Origin of the sequence: Pseudoalteromonas fuliginea (assembly GCF_000690055.1) — a bacterium.
In the GTDB taxonomy this organism is placed as follows: domain Bacteria; phylum Pseudomonadota; class Gammaproteobacteria; order Enterobacterales; family Alteromonadaceae; genus Pseudoalteromonas; species Pseudoalteromonas fuliginea.
Window position 1 is genome coordinate 1 of the sequence record NZ_JJNZ01000003.1, and the last position, 22,524, is coordinate 22,524.

Here is a 22,524-nt window from a genome sequence, read left to right on the forward strand (position 1 = left end):
AGCATAAATACCAAACATGCACTGCCCTTTGGGTTCTTTCTAGGGACGATTAACTCTTTGTTGCTCGGTTTTTACTTAGCCCACTAGGTTACAAACCTCACGCCGCGATTTAATCGCCCCTAGATTGAACAAATTTCAATCCACAAAGATCAACACGCCCTAGTTACGGTGAATAATAAGGCCGTATAAAATATAAAAGCGCCAACTTGGCGCTTTTATATTTTTCATTTAGCATTTAGTAGTTACTGTCTTTTCCATCTAAACCATCTATCGTTACACCTTGTAAAAAACCAGCTCCTTGTTGTTCATTATTACGTAGTTTAATCATCAAACGTAAATCATTCGGCGAGTCAGCATGGTGCATGCGCATCAGCATAGTTAATTGATTGTTGTTTATAAAGTTCAAATAATGCTTGATCAAAAGTTTGCATGCCCATTTCTTTCGATTTTGCCATCGCCTCTTTAATACCACCAATATCACCATTTTTAATGAGCTCTGCAATCATCGGCGAGTTAAGTAGTATTTCGATTGCTGCAACACGACCTTCACCATCAGAAGTAGGTAATAACTGTTGAGCAATAATAGCGCGCAAATTTAGCGCTAAATCGTATTTAAGCTTATCGTGCTTTTCTTTAGGTACTAAATGCATTATTCGATCAATAGCTTGGTTAGCATTATTAGCGTGTAGTGTAGCAACACATAAATGACCTGTTTCAGCAAAGCTAAGTGCATATTCCATGGTTTCTTGTGAGCGTATTTCACCAATCAAAATTACATCGGGTGCTTGGCGCAATGAGCTCTTGAGTGCTGATTCAAAACTTTCTGTATCAAGCCCTACTTCGCGCTGAGTAATAATACTTTTACGATGTTCGTGAACAAACTCAATAGGATCTTCAATTGTTAAAATGTGACCACGTTGATGACGATTTCTATAACCAATAAGCGCCGCTAAAGACGTTGATTTACCCGTCCCTGTACCACCCACAAATAACACAAGCCCACGCTTAGACATAATTACATCCGTTAGCGTAGAAGGCAGACCTAACTCTTCTACATCAGGTATTTGCGTAACTATTCGACGAATAACCATACCGGCTCTATCACGCTGCCAAAAGGCAGAAATACGAAAACGCCCTTCGTCAGTTGCAATCGCAAAGTTGCATTCTTTAGTTGCGTGATACTCCGCTTTTTGCTTTTCGCTCATAGCAGACTCAACAAGCTCGAGCGCTTCTTCATCAGTTAACTTTTCATCACCTAAGTGGATAAGTTCGCCATTTATTTTAGCGCTTACAGGCAACCTACTTGATACAAATAAATCAGAGCCTTTTTTCTCAATCATTAACAGTAAAAAATGATTTAAAGATAACGTCATAATAGTTCCTTAACCGCCAAATTGTGTTTTGTCTTGTGCTTTTTCTTTAGCTGCAACGTTACTAACAATACCGTGATTAACTAAGTTTGTTAAACACTGATCCATTGTTTGCATACCAACGGATGCGCCAGTTTGGATAGATGAATACATTTGCGCTACTTTATCTTCACGAATTAAGTTACGAATAGCAGGCACTGCAATCATAATTTCATGTGCAGCGACTCGCCCACCACCCACTTTTTTAAGTAATGTTTGTGAAATTACTGCGCGTAATGATTCAGACAACATTGAACGGATCATTGCTTTTTCTTCACCAGGAAATACATCGATAATACGGTCAATCGTTTTTGGTGCTGAAGTGGTATGTAGCGTACCAAATACCAAGTGCCCGGTTTCGGCTGCGGTCATTGCAAGACGAATTGTTTCTAAATCACGTAGCTCACCGACTAATATCACATCAGGGTCTTCACGCAGAGCACTACGTAGCGCGTTTGAAAAGCTATGAGTATCGCGATGTACCTCACGTTGATTAATAAGGCTTAATTTATTATCGTGAACAAACTCGATTGGATCTTCAATTGTTAAAATATGATGATGTTTATTTTGATTTATATAATCGACCATCGCGGCAAGTGTTGTTGATTTACCCGAACCCGTAGGCCCTGTAACCAGAACTAGTCCTCGTGGAGTATCAGATATCTTTTTAAAAATTTCTGGCGCACCTAAATCATCAAGCGTTAACACTTCACTTGGTATGGTACGAAATACCGCAGCAGGCCCGCGATTAGAGTTAAACGCATTCACACGAAAGCGTGCTAAATTAGGTACTTCAAACGAAAAATCCACTTCGAGGTTTTGTTCGTAGTCCTTGCGTTGATTATCGTTCATAATATCGTAAACCAGACTGTTTACGTCTTTATCTTCTAATGCAGGTATATTAATGCGACGAACATCACCGTCTACGCGTATCATAGGTGAAACACCCGACGATAGGTGTAAATCGGATGCTTTATGTTGCACACTAAACGCTAATAATTCGGTAATATCCATTTATGACTCCACAACTAACTGATAAATATATGGTTACAATAGCAGAACGACTCACATCCGCCTACGCTAGAATTGCAATGGCTGCAAAAAATGCACAGCGAAATAACAACGAAATAACCTTGCTGGCAGTGTCTAAAACGAAACCAAGCGAAGATATAATTGCAGCTTACAAACACGGCCAGCGCGAATTTGGTGAATCTTATGTTCAAGAGGCTATAGATAAAATAGCTCAACTACAGTCATATAGCGACATCATTTGGCATTTCATTGGCCCTATTCAATCCAATAAAAGTGCCTTAGTGGCTGCCAATTTTGACTGGGTGCAAAGCGTTGATCGCATGAAAATAGCGAAACGATTAAACTCCCAGCGCCCAGGCGATAAAGCGCCTCTAAATGTACTTATTCAAGTAAATATAAGTAATGAGGAAGCAAAGTCAGGTTGCCACCGCGATGAAATAGATGAACTTGCCGATTATATAAACCAATGTGAGCACCTAACACTTCGAGGTTTAATGGCAATTCCTGCTAAAAGCGACAAACTGGATACACAAATTCAATCTTTTGAGCAATTGCAAACTTGCTTTGATAAACTAAAGACCCAATATCCTCAAGTAGATACTTTGTCGATTGGTATGAGTAACGATGTTGGAGCTGCCATTAGTGCAGGTTCAACCATGGTGAGGATCGGCACAGACATTTTTGGAACACGAACTTAAAAGGTGATAACAGATTTATGTCAGATAAAAAAATCGCATTTATAGGCACAGGTAATATGAGTTACGCCATTATTGGTGGCATGGTAAAAAACGGTTTTAACGCAAGTAATATTATTGCAACTAACCGCAACCAAGAAAAGCTTGCAAAGGTAGCATTTGATTTCAAGGTGCAAACCACCAGTGACAATAACGAAGCCCTGCGCGATGCTGATGTAATTGTTTTGTCTGTTAAACCACAAATGATGGGCGATTTATGTAAATCGTTTCAAGAGTCAGGCATAGACTTTAGCAATAAACTGTTTATTTCTGTTGCTGCGGGCTTAACCGTAAAACGTTTGCGCGAAATGCTAGGTCAAGACGTTAAAATGATACGTTGCATGCCAAATACACCGTCTTTATTAGGTCGCGGAGTATCAGGTTTATATGGTGCGGGCGAAACACAAAGCGAACACGAATTTGTACAACAAGTTTTTGAATGCACTGGCATTGTGGTATGGGTTGAAGAAGAGTCACAAATAAACGATATTATTGCTGTGACCGGCTCATCACCTGCTTACTTTTTCTTGTTTATGGAAGCCATTGAAGAAAAAGCCAAAGCACTGGGCTTTAACGACGAAGACGCTCGTCGTTTAGTGCAACAAACAGCCCTTGGCGCCGCCGAAATGGCACTTAGCCAGCCTGATATTAGTATTTCGCAACTACGTTCGAACGTAACATCTAAAGGCGGTACTACTCACGCAGCTGTTGAGCACTTAAAAGATGAAGGCTTAACTAAAACCGTTGGCGATGCAATGGATGCGTGTATTGCGCGTGCAGAGCAAATGGAAAAAGAACTTTAAAACTACTTTTTTATTGAAGGTTACACTATGAATGCCATGCAATTTTTAATCAGTACCTTGTTTGATTTGTTTTTAATGGTGGTATTACTGCGCTTTTGGCTGCAGTGGGCAAAAGCCGACTTTTACAACCCAATGAGCCAGTTTGTGGTTAAAGCCACTTCGTTTGCAGTAAAACCTCTGCGTAAAATCATTCCTGGATTTGGTGGGCTTGATTTAGCTTCTCTGTTGCTGGCATTTATAGTCGCTGTAGCCAAAATCAGTACTTTAATGCTTGTTATATATAATGCGTGGGCAATACAGCCTGTACTTATTCAAGCACTTATAACGGTACTAAAAGAAGGCCTTAATTTAGTATTTTGGGTACTTATTATTCGCGCTATTTTAAGTTGGGTTAGCCAAGGTTATAACCCTATAGAAGCGGTTTTCCATCAGCTTACTGAACCAATGCTAAAACCAATTCGTAAAATATTGCCATCAATGGGTGGCTTAGATTTATCAGTTTTAGTACTTATTATTGGTATTCAGTTTTTGCAAATGCTGCTTATGGATTTTTTAGTCTAATATGGATTTTTTAATTAGAGGCCCAAAGGCCTCTTTTTTATATGTTTTGAGGAATACATAATGAACCGTTTAATTAAGTTTTGTTTTATTGCTTGTTTAGCATTTGCATTTAACGCGCAAAGCGAAGAAATGCAAGGCGCACAATACAAAGAGCTTGGCCCATGGCAAGTGCATTACATTGCTTTTCCTTCTACTTTTATTCAGCCAAAAATAGCAAAAGCGTATGGCCTTGAGCGAAGCGGATACAAAGGCATTGTGAATATTTCTGTTTTAAAAAATGATGCCGAAAATACAGCCCAAACAGCAAAGCTTACTGGCACAGCTAGAAACCTACTTGGCAACAAACAAACGCTTACTTTTAAAGAAGTAAAAGAAGGTGATTCAATTTATTACCTTGCCCAAGTTGATTACACCAACGAAGAGATTTTACGCTTTGAGATTGAAATACAGCAAAGTAATCAATTTCAAAAATTACAGTTTCAGCAAAAATTTTACGTAGATTAATAACATGACCAAAACTTTAGTACTTGCTACAGGTAACCCTGGCAAAGTAAAAGAGCTAGCTAATATGCTAAGCTCTCTGAATATTAATGTAGTTCCACAGAGCGACTTTAACGTAGGTGAAGTTGCCGAAACCGGTACTACCTTTGTTGAAAATGCCATTATTAAAGCGCGCCATGCCGCTAAAATTACCGGCATGCCAGCTATTGCCGATGACTCCGGTTTAGAAGTTGATGGCTTAAATGGTGCGCCCGGTGTGTATTCTGCTCGCTTTGCAGGTACAGGTGCCAGTGATCAAGATAACATTGATAAGTTACTCGTTGATTTAGGTAATAATCCTATCCGAAGTGCACGTTTTTGGTGTGTACTGGTGTTAATGCGCCACGCAGACGACCCGACTCCGCTTATTTGTAGTGCTAGTTGGGAGGGCGAAATTACGCTCACTCAAAATGGCAACGGTGGATTTGGTTACGATCCAGTGTTTTTTGTAGCAGAACAAAATTGCACCAGTGCTGAGCTTACAAAAGAGCAAAAAAATGCAGTGAGTCATCGCGGACAAGCGCTGCAAAAATTATTACTAGAACTACAGCAAAAAGGCGGCCTGTGAACCTTCCACCACTGAGCTTATATGTGCATGTGCCTTGGTGCGTGCAAAAATGCCCGTACTGCGATTTTAATAGCCACGGACAAAAAGGTGAAATACCTGAAGCTGAATATGTTCAACACTTAATTGATGACTTAAAAGCTGATTTGCACTTAGTACAAGGGCGTAAAATTCACAGTATTTTTATTGGTGGCGGCACGCCGAGCTTATTAACTGGTGCAGCTTATACCCGATTATTAAATGAAGTCGACAACCTAATTGGGCTTGAAGAACACTGCGAAATTACCCTTGAAGCCAACCCTGGTACAGTAGAAACAGGTCGCTTTAAAGATTACGTAAAAGCAGGCATTAACCGTATTTCTATTGGTGTACAAAGCATGCAAAACGACAAGTTAAAAGCACTTGGTCGGATTCATGGCAGCGACGAGGCTAATTATGCTGCACAGCAGGCTAAAGAAGCCGGTTTAAATAGCTTTAACCTTGATTTAATGCACGGCTTACCAGGGCAAACTCTTGACGATGCACTGAGTGATTTAAAGCAAATTATAGCGCTCGATCCACCACATATATCTTGGTATCAACTAACTATTGAACCCAATACGCAGTTTGCTTCAAAACCCCCTACCTTGCCACAAGACGAAACACTGTGGGACATTCAAGAACAAGGAGTAGAATTACTCAAGCAAGCCGGTTACGTACAATACGAAATATCGGGTTATGCAAAACCGGGCTATCAATGCCAACATAACTTGAATTATTGGCGTTTTGGCGATTATCTTGGTATTGGCTGCGGCGCACATGGTAAGGTTACTGATGAAAATACAGGGCTTATAACGCGCACCGAAAAGGTTAAGCACCCGCGCGGTTATATGGATTTAATTAAACCGTATATGTACAAAAGCTGGCATGTAGAGCAAGACGATTTAGCATTTGAATTTTTTATGAATCGCTTTCGCCTTGTTGAGCCTTGCCCAATTAATGATTTTAATAAACTAACAATACTGCCACTGCAAAGTCAACAAAGCGCACTAAACCAAGCACTTAATAAAGGTTTATTGACTCAAACAGACAGCCATTGGCAGGTAACCTTAAAAGGTCATCGCTTTTTAAATGACCTACTAGAATTGTTCGTGTAGCGCTAAGGCACTACACGACAATATAAAGCGAATAAATATAAAACACCCTAATGGGTTTCTAACAACAAAAGGGAAAACAATGCGTAAACTTACTTTTATTGCAGCGGCTGTAAGCGTTGCACTGCTTGCTGGTTGCCAGCAAACAACACAACAATCAACTCCAGCCTCTGTTGCACAAGCAGTTCAATCACAACAAAGTGAAATCGACAAAGCGAATGCATTTTTTGAAGATACATTTAATCGCGATGTAATGAGCAGTCCTGTATATCAAACATATATGGGTATTAAGCAAGATTACGATAAGTGGGACGATGGCAGCGAAGAAAGAAAGCTTAAAGATTTAGCACAAACAAAAGCTGACCTAGTTGCATTAAAAGCAATTAATCGTGATTTATTAGATGATGCAACAAAAGTAAGTTACGACTTAAAAAAACAAGATCTTGAAAGTTCAATTGCCGACTTTAAATGGCGTTACCATAATTACCCTGTGAACCAAATGTTTGGTACGCATTCTATGATCCCTGCGTTTTTAATTAATCAGCACTCAATTAGTAATGCAAAAGAAGCTAAAGACTACATTTCACGTTTAAATGGTGTTACTGAGGTTATTGATCAGCTTATTACTGATTTAAATGTACGTGCAGAAAAAGGCATTATCGCTCCTAAATTTGTGTTCCCGCATGTTATTGATTCAAGTAAAAACATTATTCACGGTGCCCCATTCGAAAAAGGCGATGATTCTACATTGCTTGCTGATTTTAAACGTAAAGTAGCAGTGCTTGAAATTAGCCAAAACGAAAAAGACTCGTTAATCAGCGATGCATCAGATGCATTAAAATCGGCTGTTAAACCATCTTACTCTAAGCTAATTAACTACCTAGCACAGTTAGAAAAACGTGCAGATAACCGTGATGGCGCATGGAAATTACCTGATGGCGAAGCGTTTTATAACAACGCACTTAAGCGCACTACAACTACAGATTTAACGGCTAAAGAAATTCATGCAATTGGCCTGTCTGAAGTAACACGTATTCATGATGAAATGCGTGAAATTAAAGATAAAGTTGGCTTTAAAGGCGACTTAAAAGCGTTTATGCAGTTTATGAAAACTGACAAACAATTTTACTACCCTAATGATGCACAAGGTAAACAACGCTACCTTGATGAAGCAACAGGGCTTATTGATACAATGAAAACTCGTTTAGATGAGCTATTCATTGTTAAACCAAAAGCTGATTTAAAAGTAAAAGCGGTTGAAGCATTCCGTGAAAAAGCGGCAGGTAAAGCATTTTACCAACAGCCAGCTCCTGATGGCTCACGCCCTGGTGTTTACTACGCTAACCTTTACGATATGGAAGCTATGCCAACGTATCAAATGGAAGCGCTGGCATACCACGAAGGTATTCCGGGCCACCACATGCAAATAGCTATTTCGCAAGAACTAGAAGGCGTTCCTAAGTTTCGTAAATTTGGTGGCTACACAGCGTATATTGAAGGTTGGGGTTTATACTCAGAGTTCATTCCTAAAGAAATGGGCATGTACTCAGACCCTTACTCAGATTTTGGTCGTCTTTCAATGGAGCTATGGCGCGCATGTCGTCTAGTGGTTGATACGGGTATTCACGCGATGAAGTGGACTCGTCAAGAAGGTATTGATTACTACGTAAATAATACGCCTAATGCAACATCTGACGGTGTTAAAATGGTTGAGCGTCACATTGTAATGCCTTCACAAGCAACGGCTTATAAAGTGGGTATGCTTAAGATTTTAGAGCTTCGTGAAGACGCTAAAAAGCAACTGGGTGATAAGTTTGATATTCGCCAGTTCCACGACGTTGTCCTTAAAAATGGTCCTGTACCACTTAATGTACTAGAAAACTTTGTTAATGAATGGGTAGCAAGCAAAAAAGCTTAAAACCAATTTAAACAATTGCTTTAAAGATGAAAGGTCGCATTTGCGACCTTTTTTGTTTTATAGTAGCAAAAAAGACTTTGGAAATAATAATGGATTTAAGCATACAACTACTTAACGCACGTATTTCAAAGCATCAGCTAGATGAGCTTGATAACGACTTTAAACAGTTAAGCCCAGCCCAACAGACATTGCAGCTAAATCATTTATATGAAAGCACTCAGCGTATGAGCATTAAATACGACTTTATGCAAAATGTGGCAACGCGTATTTTAACTACCAATGCACCTCCAGCCGCGTTTATAAACCAATTGACAACAACAGATACGTTAACCTTTTTTACCCCAGCACTTAAAGTTAATAAAGGCTTTTTAGCGCAAGACGTGCGGGGCAATAACGCGCTGCATAATGTGTTTAAACACGCCGACGATCAAAAATTACCTTTTAATTATGTGCGCTCTTTAATGCTGTTTGAATCTAACGATGATTTAGTAAAAGCCCTTGCCCAGCCAAACGATCGCGGCCTAACACCCGTAGCTTGTTACATTGCGTATGCGAATAAGCCAAGCACGCCGGTTAAACATGAGTTTTCAGCGTTATTAGCGCTCATGGAAATAGAGCAAAAACAAAACCCAATGGCTAAACAGCAACTGGCAAATACATTAAAAGGCGCAGGCCTTAACGAAACTAGCATTTTACTTAGTGCTGCTTACTTGCAGCGTTCAACCGCACAGGTGGCGCATTTAATTAGAGCAATTTAGTCATCTAAATAATATTCAACACTAGTAACAACGCGTATTTTTTTGATTTGTGGAGTGTTTGAATTGCGATTACTGATACTAAATTGCCCTTGGCGAGCTGTTTTTATTTTGCCTAATTTTGAATTAGAGTCTTTAGCAAATTTATTAGCGACTTCACGCGCTTTTTCAGTTGCTTCTTGCACCATCGCAGGTTTTACATCATTGAGGCCTGTAAAAATGTATTCAACTTTTGTTTCGTAACTATCCTGCACTATTGCGATATTTTGTTTAGCAAGCTGGCTTACTTTACTCAGCGCGTTTTGTACTTTATCTGGTGCATTTGAATAAACAATAATATTTGAGCGTATTATGTATCTAAACTTTTGATTTTCATTACTGTATTCACGTGATTGTTTATCAATAACTGATTGGCTACCTATAGTTATTTCATCGTCGTCAAAACCATGCAGTTTTAAAAAAGCAGTTACCGCATCATTTTTTTTCTCAACTCGGCTGACTAATTTTTCAAGATCATTGTCGGCATCACTAAATTGCAGAGGCCAAATTACCGTATCAGCTATTACTTCTCGCTCGGCCAATCCCTTAACCTGCACAGTACGTTCCATTCCTTTCACACCCAGAGCGGTACTTTTTAAAATAAACCCTAAGCTAATTAAGCCTATACTTAAACAAATAGCCGCTATAACAATGTAAAAACCGGGTTGTTTATTCACAATAATCTCCTTGATTGATATCAATAATAAGCATCGAGACGCTCGAAATAACACAGTAAACAGGGTACATTGAGACTATAAATAACGCAAAATTTAATCAACCTAGGAAAAGCCATGAGCCTTAAGCGTATTACCCAGTTTTTTAACCCAAGCTCAGTGGCTGTTATTGGCGCCTCTAATACATCAACTCGTGCTGGTTTTGTAGTTATGCGCAACTTACTCCAAGGTGGCTTTAAAGGGCCGATAATGCCAGTTACTCCAAGCCATAGCGCAGTACATGGCGTACTTGCTTACCCCTCTATTGCTGATTTACCAAAAGTCCCCGATCTTGCTGTTATTTGTACTAATAAAAATACCTTAATTGATGTTATTGAGCAGCTTGGAGAGCTTGGCTGTAAAACGGCTATTGTTATTGCAGATGGACTTTCTGGAGAGCAAAAAAGCGCGCTTAAAGCATGTGCTCAAACCCAGCAAGTGACTTTGCTTGGACCCAATTGTTTAGGCTTGCTGATCCCTCATATTGGTTTAAATGCGAGCTTTTCACATACTGTGGCAAGCCCAGGTAAAATTGCATTTGTATCGCAATCAGCAGCAGTATGCTCAACCATTTTAGATTGGGCTAAAAACAAAGAAATTGGCTTTTCATATTTTGTCTCGGTAGGCGATTGCCTTGATATAAACTTTAATGAACTACTCGATTTTTTAGGTCGTGATGCTAAAACTAAAGCTATTTTACTCTACATAGATAACATTAAAGATATTCGTGGCTTTATATCAGCAGCAAGAGCAGCGGCCTTTAGTAAGCCTGTAATTGCGATTAAAACAGGTAAAACAACTGCGGGCGCACTTGCAGCCGAAATTCACACCGGCGCAAAGCAAAGCTCTGATGCTGTTTATGATGCGTTATTCCAACGAGCGGGTATGCTGCGTGTAAATGATTTACGAGAGCTATTTGCAGCGACACAAACACTCGCCATGCATCCAAAATTATTAAAAGTAGAACAACTGACAATTTTAACTAATGGTGGCGGCCCAGGTGTTATGGCCGTTGATGAACTTATTCAAAGCTCCGGTAAATTAGCAGAACTAAGCATTGAAACCCGAAATGCGCTAAATAAAGTCATTCCGCAATCAGAAACCACCTCAAACCCTGTGGATATTTTTGGCGACTCAGCACCTGCGCGTTATAAGCAAGCATTAGAAATTTTACTGCACGCAAAAGAAGTTAAAAACTTACTGATTATCCATACTCCCTCAGCGCTTGCGCCCAGCGAAGACTACGCCAACATTATTGTAGAAACCTTACAAACATTACCCAAAATGGCGCGCCCTTACGTTATAACTAACTTTATGGGTGAAGACGCATCTTACGCCGCCAGAAGAGTGTGCTCAAACAACGCAATACCAACTTATAGAACACCAGAGGGTGCTGTAGGCGCGTTTATGCACTTGGTAACGTATCGTCGTAACCAAAAGCATTTAACGCAAACACCTGAGTCGAACACTGATGACGCTAAAATAAATAAAGTGGCAGCTAAAGCGCTTATTAATGAGTTTTTAGATGACGGACAAAGCTACTTACCTACTCATCAGGCAAGTCAAATATTAAACCACTATGGTATTAAATGCATTCAAACTGAGGTCGCTTACACCCCAACAGAAGCCAAAGAGCAAGCCATAGAGCTTGGCTTTCCGGTCGCGTTGAAACTTATTAGTCCAAGTATTGCCTCGAAGTCTGAAGTCGGTGGTGTGGTACTTAACTTAAACGACGCCAACGAGGTTGAACAAACTGCTTTTGCAATGCTTATCCGTATTAAAAACACTTATCCGGATGCTGTTATTGAAGGGTTTTCATTACAAAAAATGGCGCCACGAGCAGGAGCAAATGAGCTGCGAATTGCGATCAAAACAGAGCCTAATTTTGGCCCTGTTATATTATTAGGTGAAGCAGGCACTGGCCTTGAATATGCACAAGCCGCCGTTGCACTGCCTCCACTAAATATGAACTTGGCAAAGTATTTAATTGCTGCAGCGCACGACAAAGGCGTATTAAAGGAGCGCATACTCCCAGAAAAGGTTGATAAGTATCGCTTGTGTGCACTGCTAACACGCATTTCTCAGTTAGTAATTGATCAACCTGACATTAGCTCAATGGAATTAAATCCTATTCTTGCCAGTAATGGGCAGTTTTTAGTGCTTGATGCCACTATGACACTTAATCGCTATCAAGCTCAGAGCAATCGTAAGCGGTTATCTATTCGTCCCTACCCTATTGAACTTGTTGAAGTGGTAACACTTAAGAATAACACCCAAGCTACGCTCAGACCGATAAAACCAGAAGATGAACAAGCTCATAAAGTATTTGACGAGTCACTTAATAAAGAAGACAGATATAAACGTTTTTTTGGCGAGCTTCCACAGTTTAACCACGATCAACTCGCTAAAATGACCCAAATTGATTACGACCGTGAAATGGCGTTTATTGTTTGCCAACGCTTTGAAGGTAAAACCCGCACTTTGGGTGTATCTCGCGTCATTATGGATCCCGATAACCTACACGCTGAATTTGCTATTGTAGTACGCTCAGACTGCCAAGGCTTAGGGCTTGGTCGTATACTAATGAGCGCTGCAATTAATCACTGCAAACGCCAAAGTGTGGAGTCGATTGAAGGCATAACCTTACCTGAGAATACAGGGATGATTGAGCTTGCCCGTAAGCTAGGTTTTAAAATTAGCCGCGACTTTGAAGAGGGCAGTATTAACATGGTACTCAAACTTACATAATGAATAATTCGCAGACTTTAAGACAAAAATTGGCTTGCCTGTTTGAAGGCACAGGCCAGTACCGCCGAGCAGGGCATATTCTTGATATTGCACTCATTAGCTTAATAATGATCAACGTTGTAGCCATTGTTATTGAATCAATCCCAAGTGTGGTAGAGCAGTATTACAACGAATTCTTAGTTTTAGAAATTGTCTCAGTCGCTATTTTTGCTATTGAGTACTTAGCCAGACTTTGGGCTTGCGTAGATAAAACACAATATGCTGCAATAAAAGGATCTAATACCAAACGTCGGCTTAGTTATTTTTTCTCCCCTTTGGCAATTGTTGATTTAATCGCGATTTTGCCGAGCTTAATGATGTTTTTATTTCCTCTCGATTTACGTTTTTTACGTGTGCTTCGACTATTAAGAGTATTTAAACTCACACGCTACTCACGCGCCATGCAACTACTTTTAAAAGCCTTTAACGATGAAGGTAGTTCACTAATGGCTGCTTTTTTTATTATGGCAGTGGTGCTTATTTTAGCTTCATGCGGAATTTACTTAATTGAGCACGACATACAACCCGATAAATTTGGCTCGATTCCCGCTGCTATGTGGTGGGCAATGGCAACATTAACAACCGTTGGTTATGGCGATGTAGTACCTATAACGCCATTAGGTAAGTTTTTCGGCGGGGTTATCACACTACTGAGCATGGGAATGGTTGCTATACCTACCGGTTTACTCGCGTCTAGTTTTTCAGAACAAATACGTAAACGCCGCCAGTTTTTTGAAGATGCCGTACATGAACAAATTCAAAATGGTACTCTTAATGATACTCAACAAGAACACCTAGAAGAACTACGCTATAAGTTAGGCTTGAGTAAACTAGAAGCTAATAAGGCTATTAAAACACAGTTAAATGAGCACAATGGCCATTTATTTTGCAGGCACTGCGGTAAAAGGCCTTAAATAAGTACAATATTATCAATTGAACATATCACTCCAATCGCGATTAATAAGTGGTAGTACTTCGTTATTTGGTACAGGTTTACTAAATAAGTAGCCTTGGAAATGCCTGCATCCTCTTTCTTTTAAAAAGGCGAGCTGATGTGAGCTTTCAACCCCCTCTGCTACACATTCTTTACCTAAACTGTGTGCAAGGGCAAGTATTGATTGAATAATGGCTTCGTCGTCAGAGTCTATGCCTATGTCTTGTACAAAGCTCTTATCAATTTTTAGTACGTCGATAGGAAAACGTTTTAGATAAGTCAATGAAGCATAACCAGTACCGAAATCATCCATATAAAGCTTGCAGCCCAAACTTTTAAGCATCTCCATACTGTGCAATGCTTGTTTTGAATCACGCATAAGTATCGACTCGGTAATTTCAAATACAATCGCGTCTGAGGGTATATTGGCATTACTTAGGGCTTTTCTGATCTCTGGCACTAACTCTATAAACTCAAAATCAAGTGCCGATAAATTTATTGATAAATAAAGCTTCGGCGATACCTTACGCCACTCTTTCAAATCCTCTAAAGCACGCGCCAATGTTTGCAGCATTATCTTTGTTATTAAACCAATGCCTTCAGCCGCTAAAGAAAATTCTTGAGTTTGGATAAGATTATTTTCAGGCCAGCGTAATAACACTTCAAACCCTTCTGTAATATAAGTTTTTGCGTTAACAATGGGTTGGTAATAATTACAAAATTCATGTTCTTGATAAGCTTTAGTAAGTTGTGACTCCAGGTGAAGTGTTTTTTGTACATGCTGATTCATTTCTTGTTTATAGAATTGATAGCTACTTTCAAGTGAATCTTTAGCATGGTAAAGCGCAATGTTAGCCGCTTTTAATAATGTAGCGCTTTCTTTTGCATCATCAGGAGATATAGCAACACCAATACTTAAATTAATATTAACGACCTGTCCGCTAACACTAATATTTTGGTTTACGCAATCCATTAGTTTTACGCATATAAGTAAAACCTCTTCTATTTTATGAACATCCTCTACGAGCGCAACAAATTCATCACCACTAAAACGTGCGACACTATCTGATGGGCGTAATGCACATTTTAATCTCTCTGCGACTTTTTTAATTAATTCATCACCCGCTTCGTGCCCTAAGGAATCATTAAAGTACTTAAAGCGCTTAATATTTATGTATAACAGTGCAACTTTACAGCTGTGCTTTTTTGCTTGTTCTAACGCATGCCCAACACGATCGTTAAACAACGTACGGTTTGGTAATCCCGTTAATACATCGTAATTAGCGAGCAAATGAAGTTCATTTTCAGCTGATTTTTGAGCGCTTATATCCGTTAATATAACAACATAACTATTTAATCGTTGCTCGTTATCGGCCACTGCACTTATTTTCACTAATACATAATGAGACTCACCATTTGCAAGCACTACAGTATCTTCGCAAGTGAAATGCTCGCCAACTAATAGTTTTTGTATAATCCGTAAATAGCCAAAACGATTGCTGCGTGAAATTCCTAAATTTAGAGAGCGACTAGAAAGCGACTCAGCAGAGAAGTTAAAGGCTGTTTGAAGTGATTTATTTGAGGCACGGATATTAAAGTTTTTATCGAGTATAAGCACCCAATCACGGGTTTGCTCAAATGCTGCGGTAAACAACAATGCATGCTCTTCAAATACCATCTCACGGGTCATATTAGTGTAGGTCCCCGCCACTTTTTGCGGGTTTTTTTCGTCCCACTCTACAACTTTGCCAAAATCTTTATACCACCGCCAATAGCCTTTTGCGTGGCGCAGGCGGTAGGTACAGTTAAAGTAACCTTTATCAGTAGATAAAAATTCTAACCATTCTAAGCGAAATAATTGTTTATCTTGCGGGTGAATTTTAGCTAAATAATCATCCAAACTCACTGTTTCATTATCGTAGCCAAGTTCATTTTTTAACCGAGGCTGATAAATGGAGGGGTTACTTGACTGCCAATCCCATACCCCAGATTCACTGCCTTCTAACGCTATTTTTAAGCGGGCTTCACTTTCTTTGCTCTCTTTATTTGCTGCTAATAGAATCCGTTGAATTTTATTGCGTCGCATCACCCACATTGTTACAAATGCAACGAGTAACATTGCATATAGCACCATAAAATAAGGCGCTCGCCAAAGCGGGTATTTTACTCTTATTTTTAAAGTTGCAGGTGCTGTGTATTTGCCTGTAAGTGGATCTTTCGCCCACACTTTTAATTGGTAGTTACCCGGATTAAGTTTAGGGAATAAAACGCGATTATTATTGCGAGTATACGTTTTCTGGCCATTGCCTAATTGATACTCATAAATAATACGCTCTTGATTACTAAATGCCATAGCAGAAAAAGCAACTTCAAGTCCTATGTCATCATGGTTCAGAATAACTTCATTTAGTGGCTGCTTTAAATCAAACGATAAATCACGCGACATCAAATTGACTCGTGTAATATTGACATGATCAATTAGCACCTGAGTATTTTTATTTTCCATTGGCTGGAAATAGGTGAGACCTTTTAAGCCACCATATGCAATACGGCCATCTTTTAGGCGTGCCATTGCGTTGCTATTAAATTCAGCCGAAAGCAGCCCTTCAGATACAGTAAACTGTTGAAAATGTAATGTTTTTGGGTTTAACCGCCAGATACCTTTGTGGCTACTCATCCAAATCATACCGTCATCATCTAGCACCATGTCATAGAGTAAAGTGCCCAATTTATTTTTTTCCAAATCAATTGTATGTACTAGCTGATAAGTTAAAGCATCAAGTCCTATTAGGCCAAAATTAGACAATGATATCCATAAAATATTGTTGTTATCTATAACATACGACAACACACTAATAGCAACATTTTCATGCTGTTTGGGTACTTTATAAATCATTTTCAATGCAAAATTTTCAGGGTTTACTTGATATAAAATTCCCGCATTAAAAAACAATGGTGAATCGGGTTTACTAGAAAGTGGTGGTAAAAAACCATGGGCTAGGAAGGGTTGAAATTGTGCAAATTCACCACCTAAACGAGTCACTATTTGCGTATCAATGTTATAAATAAACACGCCATGATCTGAGTGCACATAATATAAATCGCCATTTGGCATAAGTGTAACACCATGCACCCAGCCTTTTATTTTATCTTGGTTAGCAGGATTTTTTGTTATTGGTTTACTAACATCATGTGTAATTGGATCAAAAACAAACAGCCCTCGGTTACTGTAAAGCCACAATTTATTTTTATAGGGCATTATTTCATAAACAGTAAATTCGGTTGTTAGTAAATCTACTTTATAGTCTTTTAAGTAGACCTTTCCTGTATTGGCTTTTAAATCGACCTCGGTTATGCCATTGTGCGTGGCTAACCATAACTTATCATTGTATTCGGTAATGCCCCACACCGAATGATGCGACAATCCATCACCACCTAATAAACTGCCATCAACATTACTAAAATTATAATTATCGTTTGATAAATAAAATGCGCCATCTGTTTTGGTCGCCACCCATGTGCCACCTGATTTATCTTTTACCATATCAATAATACTAGTATCAGCAAGCGTATATTTACTTTGCGTTATACGCGTATTTTTAATCAATTCGCCACTGGTTAAGTCAAACTTAAACAATCCTTTATCTGTAGCTAAATCTACTTTTCCATGAGCGTTAACAATTTGCCAAATATTTAAATCTGCCAACAAAGCCTTATTTTTAAATGGTAGGTCGGGGCGCTCAAACATCTTCGATAAATTACTGATATCTACTTGATACAACCCCTTTACAGCACCAACGAGAAGTTGATTACTTTCGTCTAAAGCGAACGCTTTCACATTATTTTGGTAAATATGTTCAGGCTCGCCCTTTAAATGCTGTAGTGGACGTATTTGTTCCGTCGCGATATCAAATACATAAGCACCGTGGCTAGTGCCAATAAAAATATAGCCATTGTAGTGAAAAAGCTCCCTAACTAAAGTGTTCTTATATTCATGTGAAAGCTCAAAAATAGAAGTTACTATGCCACTTTCAATGTCTAACTTTGCAAAGTCTCTACCTCGTCCAATCCACAGTGTTTTTTCATCAATCGCTAGCATGCTAAAAGCAGATTCGTTAATAATTTGTTCTTCGCTAGTGGGTTTTTCTAGAAATTGTTTGTATGAGTTAGTTGCAGGGTCGTACCTAAACAAGCCCGCAAGCAATGATGCAATCCAAATATGGCCTTGAGGGTCTTGGTAAATACGGTCAATAATAGCTTCTTCTAATTCGCCATTAGGGCCATTAATAGGAATAACCTGATAACCATCATAACGATTCAATCCCGCTTCTGTCGAAAGCCATAAGTAACCGCTATTATCAATAAGCATAGTGTTAACGTAGCTCTGTGACAAACCTTCGTTTGGAGATAAACGCTTCACTTGTGCGCCTACTTGAGAGCTTAAAATAGCAGTAAAAGCTATTAAACTACATATGATCCAGTTAACACATCTGCTCATGCTTATTCCATATTATTTGATGCTATGGGTATTTTAAGGCGACTACATTGCGGTGTTTATAAGTATCGAAAAGTACTTGTAAAGCAAGAGTATATGTTAACATTTGGTTAAAACCAATAGTGCGGTATAAATCAACTAGTGTTTTGTAGGCAAAGGTATAAACAACTTTATTTTGCTTCTCTAAGAGTGTTGTTATTAATAGCTTTGCTAAACCTTTAGATCTATGCTGAGGAGCGACAAAAACGGTCGACAAAAATAAAAATTCGGCTTTATGTTGTAAGCGGCACGCAGCAACAATATCTGTTTTATTATAAACAACCCAAAGTTGATCTTGCTTATTAGCACGCCCCCTTACGCTATATTGCTTATAAAATTTATTAACAAGTGGACTTTTAACTTGTTCTAATATTTCAACCTTATACATACCTAACTTAGCATCATTGACAAATACTGTTCAAATTGCTGTTTTAAAAACATTTGCTCAGCAACCGGACGGCTATGAATAGTGTTATACACTTGTTCACGCGTTTTTTTATTGCGTTTAATTTGATACGCCCAAAATGACGCTTCATAATCGAGCTGAATTTGGTATTTTTCTTCACGTGGTAACAGACATAAGTTAAAGCTCATAGTATTTCCTAATTCATTCCAATAAATTACCAGCTTAAATAGCAATAATGCTATAAACCAACCAATAAGGAGGCCATATTGCATTATACGCCGCGTATTTTATTTACTTCTGTAGTAATTTAAAATAGCAGCCACAACATTTTAGCATCTTATTATTGTTGATTAATTTATTTTTATCCCGTCGTATTTTAACAACCGTTTTGTGTGTTCCAAGAACACAATTGGCACATAGAAAAGCAAGCTTTAGATGGAATTAGTTATGAGGTATCGATTATAGATTAATAGTCGTAACAGTAGCTTTGTGGCCGTAAATAGTACTTTAGTGACTGGCTAATTAATCGAAGCTTTGGATAATGAATCTATCCCAAGCAGCTATTTTCAGCGCTAAATTGTTCAAATTCTATGCAGCACTGGCATTATATGTGCCAAAAGGCAGATAAGAATTAAAAATCAAATCCTTGCTGTTCGGTTTTACTATTTAACGCTGAATTTTTTTGATCTTTTTGCAGGTAACGCTTGTAGCGTTGTTGACATAAACTAAGCACTTTCTTTTTTTGGGCATTACTTAGTGAGTTCCAAGTAAAACGCTCATCTCGACTGCGGTAGCATCCCTTGCAATACCCTCTATTATTCACTAGACAAATACCTTTGCAAGGGCTTGGAATATCAAATATTTCAATTTGTTGCATTGTATTAATACCACTTAAGAAGGTCAGACTTTTAGTATAGCGTTTTTTTTAAGCAAAAAAAAAGTGACAAATAAACAGTCACTTTTCAAAGGTTATTAAACTCACCTGTGACCTTTGAGCATAAAGGTTCTATTTAGACGCAATTGAATCACGGCGCGAGGTCTGCAATCTCGTGGGCAAAGTAAATACAGGGCAACAAAGAGTAAGTCGCCCAAGAGCGAACTCAAAGGGCAGCGTATGTTCAATCTAAAAAGGTAAGCAGACCCCGCTTAGTGCTCACAACTTTTAATATTAATCTCACTCTTACGATGAAAAGGCTTAGCGTACATTGCAAGTACAAGCGGTTTAAGCTCTTCAGGTACATTAGCCATTCGCTGTTCGAAGGTGGCTGTATCTGGTGAGTCAATTACTGCTTTTTTACAGCCACCAGCAATATAATTTCCGGGGTGTAAATAAAATGAATCCACTATTTGCTGATCAATCGTTTTTGCCAACGCTTCTGCGCTATCACAATTGGATTCAATAGGCCGTCCAAACGCTAAATGAACATGTCCCTTGGCGGTACTAAAGCCTTCGACGATACTGGCAATATCTTCACCAGCAGACTTAATATATTCACCGTGGAGTTGCTTATGATATAACTCTTTAGCTTTAGAAATAGCACACGGCTCGTATTGATAAGATATAGAAACAGGGACTATTTTTAACTCTTTTATATAATCACCAAATTCTTTCTTCTGCTTGCGCCCATTAAGTTGCAGCATTTTTAGAAGCGCGGGATCCGTTTGATCAAATCCATCTTTCGCACGCCCCTCTTTTTGTGCAATCCAAATTGAATTACCACTCATCAACGAATCATAAATATAGGATGAAAGTTGAGTAAGTGCTTTTAGCATTTCTTTAGGTGCTTTAGCTGAGCGCTTAACTATAAAGCTTTTATTTAAGCGCATAAGTTCAGTGATATACGGTATTTGTAATAAATTATCGCCAATGGCAATACGCACTGTTTTCATTTTGTGTTGAAACAAACCCCAATTGACTAATGCTGGATCCAGTACTATGTCGCGATGGTTAGAGATAAATAAATAAGCTTGTTTAGGGTCTAATTCATCGAGACCTGAAAAAGTAACTTTTGACGTGGTGCGTTTTACTAGCTTATCAAGGTATTGTGCAACCTCGTTCTGTACGTCTTCAACAGTTTTTACCTGCCCCCATTTTTTACGCAGCTGGCTTCTTACCAGTGGACGTGTAATGAATGGTACAAACGATAAAAAACGCGGTAAATTATACTTTGCTATTACATCAATAAACGCATTATCGTTGATTAAACGCGTAAGCGAAGCCGCAACTTCATCGTCATTATATGGGCGTATATCTGTGTATTTGTCTTCTAATTCACTCATTACTACATCTATAATGTTAAAAAACGGCACGCCAAAGCGCACCGTTTATGTCTACGTTCGATTATAACTCAGCCAATCTAAAATGCGAAATAACCAATAAACGGCTTTTATTACTTAAGTGGATCATGCTCTTAACTTTACATAAAGTTCGACCATGAAACCTGGTATTAGTGCAATAAATTTAGCTAACCAATCCAATAAAATACCATATTCTTAGACTGTTAGTGGGCTGACCACTACTACATAGCCCTCTAATCATTTGGTAGTAATACCATTAACAAAGCCTTTCTTTCGTAGTACCTTAAGCCCATATTTTAGATTTTTGATGGATCGTAAGCCTCTTTTTTACGATTTTAACTCTTTCAGAACCACTTATTTTAGGGCTCATAATGAACATTACTATTCTTGATAACGCTACATTAGCTAAAACATCTCTTACTTGTATTGAACAACTTGGTAAATTAACGACTTATGAACTTACTAGCCCAGAGCAAGTTATTGAACATTGCCAAGATGCTGATGTATTAATCACTAATAAAGCAGTTTTAAATCGCGACACGATTAGTCAACTGACTCAGCTTAAACTAATCTGCGTTAGCGCAACTGGTACTAATAATGTTGATTTAGAAGCCGCTAAAGAATTTGGTATTGCCGTAACTAATGTAGCTGGCTATTCAACACCTTCTGTTGTTCAACATACGTTTTCTTTAATTACTAATTTACTGGGTAACACACACCGCTATCAGGCGGATTGCCAGCAAGGCGCGTGGCAAAAAAGTGACATGTTTTGCATACTCGATTACAGCTTTAACGACCTACAAGGTAAAACATTTGCCATTATAGGCGGTGGTACGTTAGGCAAGGGTGTTGCGAAAGTGGCTGAGGCATTTGGCGCTAATGTTATTGTAGCAGAGCGTAAAGGGGTTAAATGTCGAGATGGTCGTACGCCTTTTGAAGACGCCATTAAAACAGCAGATATAATCAGCGTACACTGCCCGCTAACAGATGAAACACGTGATTTAATTTCGCTTAATGAGCTTAAAATGATGAAGCCAAGTAGCATTATTATTAATACCGCACGTGGTGGCATTATTAACGAAGCCGACCTAGCTAAAGCACTTGAGCAAAACCTAATTGCAGGCGCAGGTGTTGATGTACTAACTAAAGAGCCTGCCGAGCTTTCAAATCCACTTGCTAATTATAAAGGCAATAATTTATTACTCACTCCACACATTGCATGGGCAAGTACTGAATCTATCGTACGCTTAATTAATGAAGTAAGTTTAAATATTACTGCATTTAATAATGGTGAATCACGTAACCGCTTGGTGTAGTGATTTTATTGTAGTAATCAAAAAAACTAAAAAATGGCTGTTTTTAC

Annotated in this window: 18 protein-coding genes and 1 pseudogene; 11 read left to right on the forward strand and 8 right to left on the reverse strand. The window is 38.7% G+C overall.

The genetic code is table 11. From position 1 onward, the window contains the following. Positions 1-235: 235 nt before the first annotated feature. Together DC53_RS0120265 and DC53_RS19410 are read right to left on the reverse strand one after the other, a co-directional pair. Positions 236-1,373 (reverse strand): annotated as a pseudogene (locus DC53_RS0120265) (PilT/PilU family type 4a pilus ATPase). Positions 1,374-1,382: 9 nt separating this feature from the next. Continuing rightward, positions 1,383-2,423, reverse strand: a complete 1,041-nt coding sequence (locus DC53_RS19410) for a type IV pilus twitching motility protein PilT (RefSeq protein ID WP_008136622.1) — start codon at positions 2,421-2,423, stop codon at positions 1,383-1,385. 2 nt (positions 2,424-2,425) lie between these two features. Between DC53_RS19410 and DC53_RS19405 the strand changes: the two genes are divergently transcribed. The 8 genes from DC53_RS19405 to DC53_RS19370 all read left to right on the forward strand — a co-directional run bounded on the left by DC53_RS19405 (position 2,426) and on the right by DC53_RS19370 (position 9,453). Continuing rightward, a complete protein-coding gene (locus DC53_RS19405) occupies positions 2,426-3,139 on the forward strand; it encodes a YggS family pyridoxal phosphate-dependent enzyme (RefSeq protein ID WP_033028328.1) in 714 nt (237 codons plus the stop codon). Between the two features lie 17 nt (positions 3,140-3,156). Then, positions 3,157-3,978 carry a pyrroline-5-carboxylate reductase gene (proC, locus tag DC53_RS19400; protein ID WP_008136620.1) on the forward strand — a complete coding sequence of 274 codons (822 nt, stop codon included), beginning with the start codon at positions 3,157-3,159 and terminating at the stop codon, positions 3,976-3,978. A 27-nt stretch (positions 3,979-4,005) separates the two neighbouring features. After that, entirely contained in the window at positions 4,006-4,539 is a 534-nt protein-coding gene (locus tag DC53_RS19395; protein ID WP_002962568.1) for a YggT family protein, read from the forward strand. Between the two features lie 60 nt (positions 4,540-4,599). Then, positions 4,600-5,043, forward strand: a complete 444-nt coding sequence (locus tag DC53_RS19390; RefSeq protein ID WP_007376526.1) for a DUF4426 domain-containing protein — start codon at positions 4,600-4,602, stop codon at positions 5,041-5,043. Positions 5,044-5,047: 4 nt separating this feature from the next. Next, positions 5,048-5,647, forward strand: coding sequence for an XTP/dITP diphosphatase (locus DC53_RS19385; RefSeq protein ID WP_033028329.1), 600 nt, complete (start codon positions 5,048-5,050; stop codon positions 5,645-5,647). Next, the gene (gene hemW, locus DC53_RS19380) at positions 5,644-6,780 is read left to right on the forward strand and encodes a radical SAM family heme chaperone HemW (RefSeq protein ID WP_033028330.1); all 1,137 of its coding nucleotides are present in this window, start codon (positions 5,644-5,646) and stop codon (positions 6,778-6,780) included. Before DC53_RS19385 ends, hemW begins: the two co-directional genes overlap by 4 nt. A 79-nt stretch (positions 6,781-6,859) precedes the next feature. Further along, on the forward strand, positions 6,860-8,695 hold the full coding sequence (locus DC53_RS19375; RefSeq protein WP_033028331.1) for a DUF885 domain-containing protein: 1,836 nt from the start codon (positions 6,860-6,862) through the stop codon (positions 8,693-8,695). A gap of 89 nt (positions 8,696-8,784) precedes the next feature. Continuing rightward, positions 8,785-9,453, forward strand: a complete 669-nt coding sequence (locus DC53_RS19370; protein WP_007376530.1) for a hypothetical protein — start codon at positions 8,785-8,787, stop codon at positions 9,451-9,453. Here the strand turns inward: DC53_RS19370 and DC53_RS19365 are convergent. Continuing rightward, a complete protein-coding gene (locus tag DC53_RS19365; RefSeq protein WP_033028332.1) occupies positions 9,450-10,166 on the reverse strand; it encodes an SIMPL domain-containing protein in 717 nt (238 codons plus the stop codon). The genes DC53_RS19370 and DC53_RS19365 overlap by 4 nt on opposite strands. Before the next feature lie 114 nt (positions 10,167-10,280). On the opposite strand from DC53_RS19365, the gene DC53_RS19360 reads away from it, so the two are divergent. Both DC53_RS19360 and DC53_RS19355 read left to right on the forward strand, forming a co-directional pair. Further along, entirely contained in the window at positions 10,281-12,950 is a 2,670-nt protein-coding gene (locus tag DC53_RS19360; RefSeq protein WP_033028333.1) for a bifunctional acetate--CoA ligase family protein/GNAT family N-acetyltransferase, read from the forward strand. Continuing rightward, the gene (locus DC53_RS19355) at positions 12,950-13,903 is read left to right on the forward strand and encodes an ion transporter (protein WP_033015870.1); all 954 of its coding nucleotides are present in this window, start codon (positions 12,950-12,952) and stop codon (positions 13,901-13,903) included. The genes DC53_RS19360 and DC53_RS19355 overlap by 1 nt, the downstream gene beginning before the upstream one ends. A 15-nt stretch (positions 13,904-13,918) precedes the next feature. On the opposite strand, the gene DC53_RS19350 is transcribed toward DC53_RS19355, so the two are convergent. From DC53_RS19350 to DC53_RS19330, 5 genes are all read right to left on the reverse strand, one after another. Continuing rightward, positions 13,919-18,421, reverse strand: a complete 4,503-nt coding sequence (locus DC53_RS19350) for an EAL domain-containing protein (protein ID WP_033028334.1) — start codon at positions 18,419-18,421, stop codon at positions 13,919-13,921. 22 nt (positions 18,422-18,443) lie between these two features. Then, a complete protein-coding gene (locus DC53_RS19345) occupies positions 18,444-18,845 on the reverse strand; it encodes a GNAT family N-acetyltransferase (protein WP_033028335.1) in 402 nt (133 codons plus the stop codon). Positions 18,846-18,847: 2 nt separating this feature from the next. Beyond that, positions 18,848-19,051: a DUF3283 family protein gene (locus tag DC53_RS19340; RefSeq protein ID WP_033023391.1), complete on the reverse strand. Its 204-nt coding sequence runs from the start codon at positions 19,049-19,051 to the stop codon at positions 18,848-18,850. Between the two features lie 443 nt (positions 19,052-19,494). Further along, on the reverse strand, positions 19,495-19,740 hold the full coding sequence (locus DC53_RS19335; protein ID WP_033028336.1) for a DUF1289 domain-containing protein: 246 nt from the start codon (positions 19,738-19,740) through the stop codon (positions 19,495-19,497). Positions 19,741-20,009: 269 nt separating this feature from the next. After that, entirely contained in the window at positions 20,010-21,143 is a 1,134-nt protein-coding gene (locus DC53_RS19330; RefSeq protein WP_033028361.1) for a 1-acyl-sn-glycerol-3-phosphate acyltransferase, read from the reverse strand. Between the two features lie 389 nt (positions 21,144-21,532). Between DC53_RS19330 and DC53_RS19325 the strand changes: the two genes are divergently transcribed. Next, positions 21,533-22,477, forward strand: coding sequence for a D-2-hydroxyacid dehydrogenase (locus DC53_RS19325; protein ID WP_007376539.1), 945 nt, complete (start codon positions 21,533-21,535; stop codon positions 22,475-22,477). Positions 22,478-22,524 lie beyond the last annotated feature (47 nt).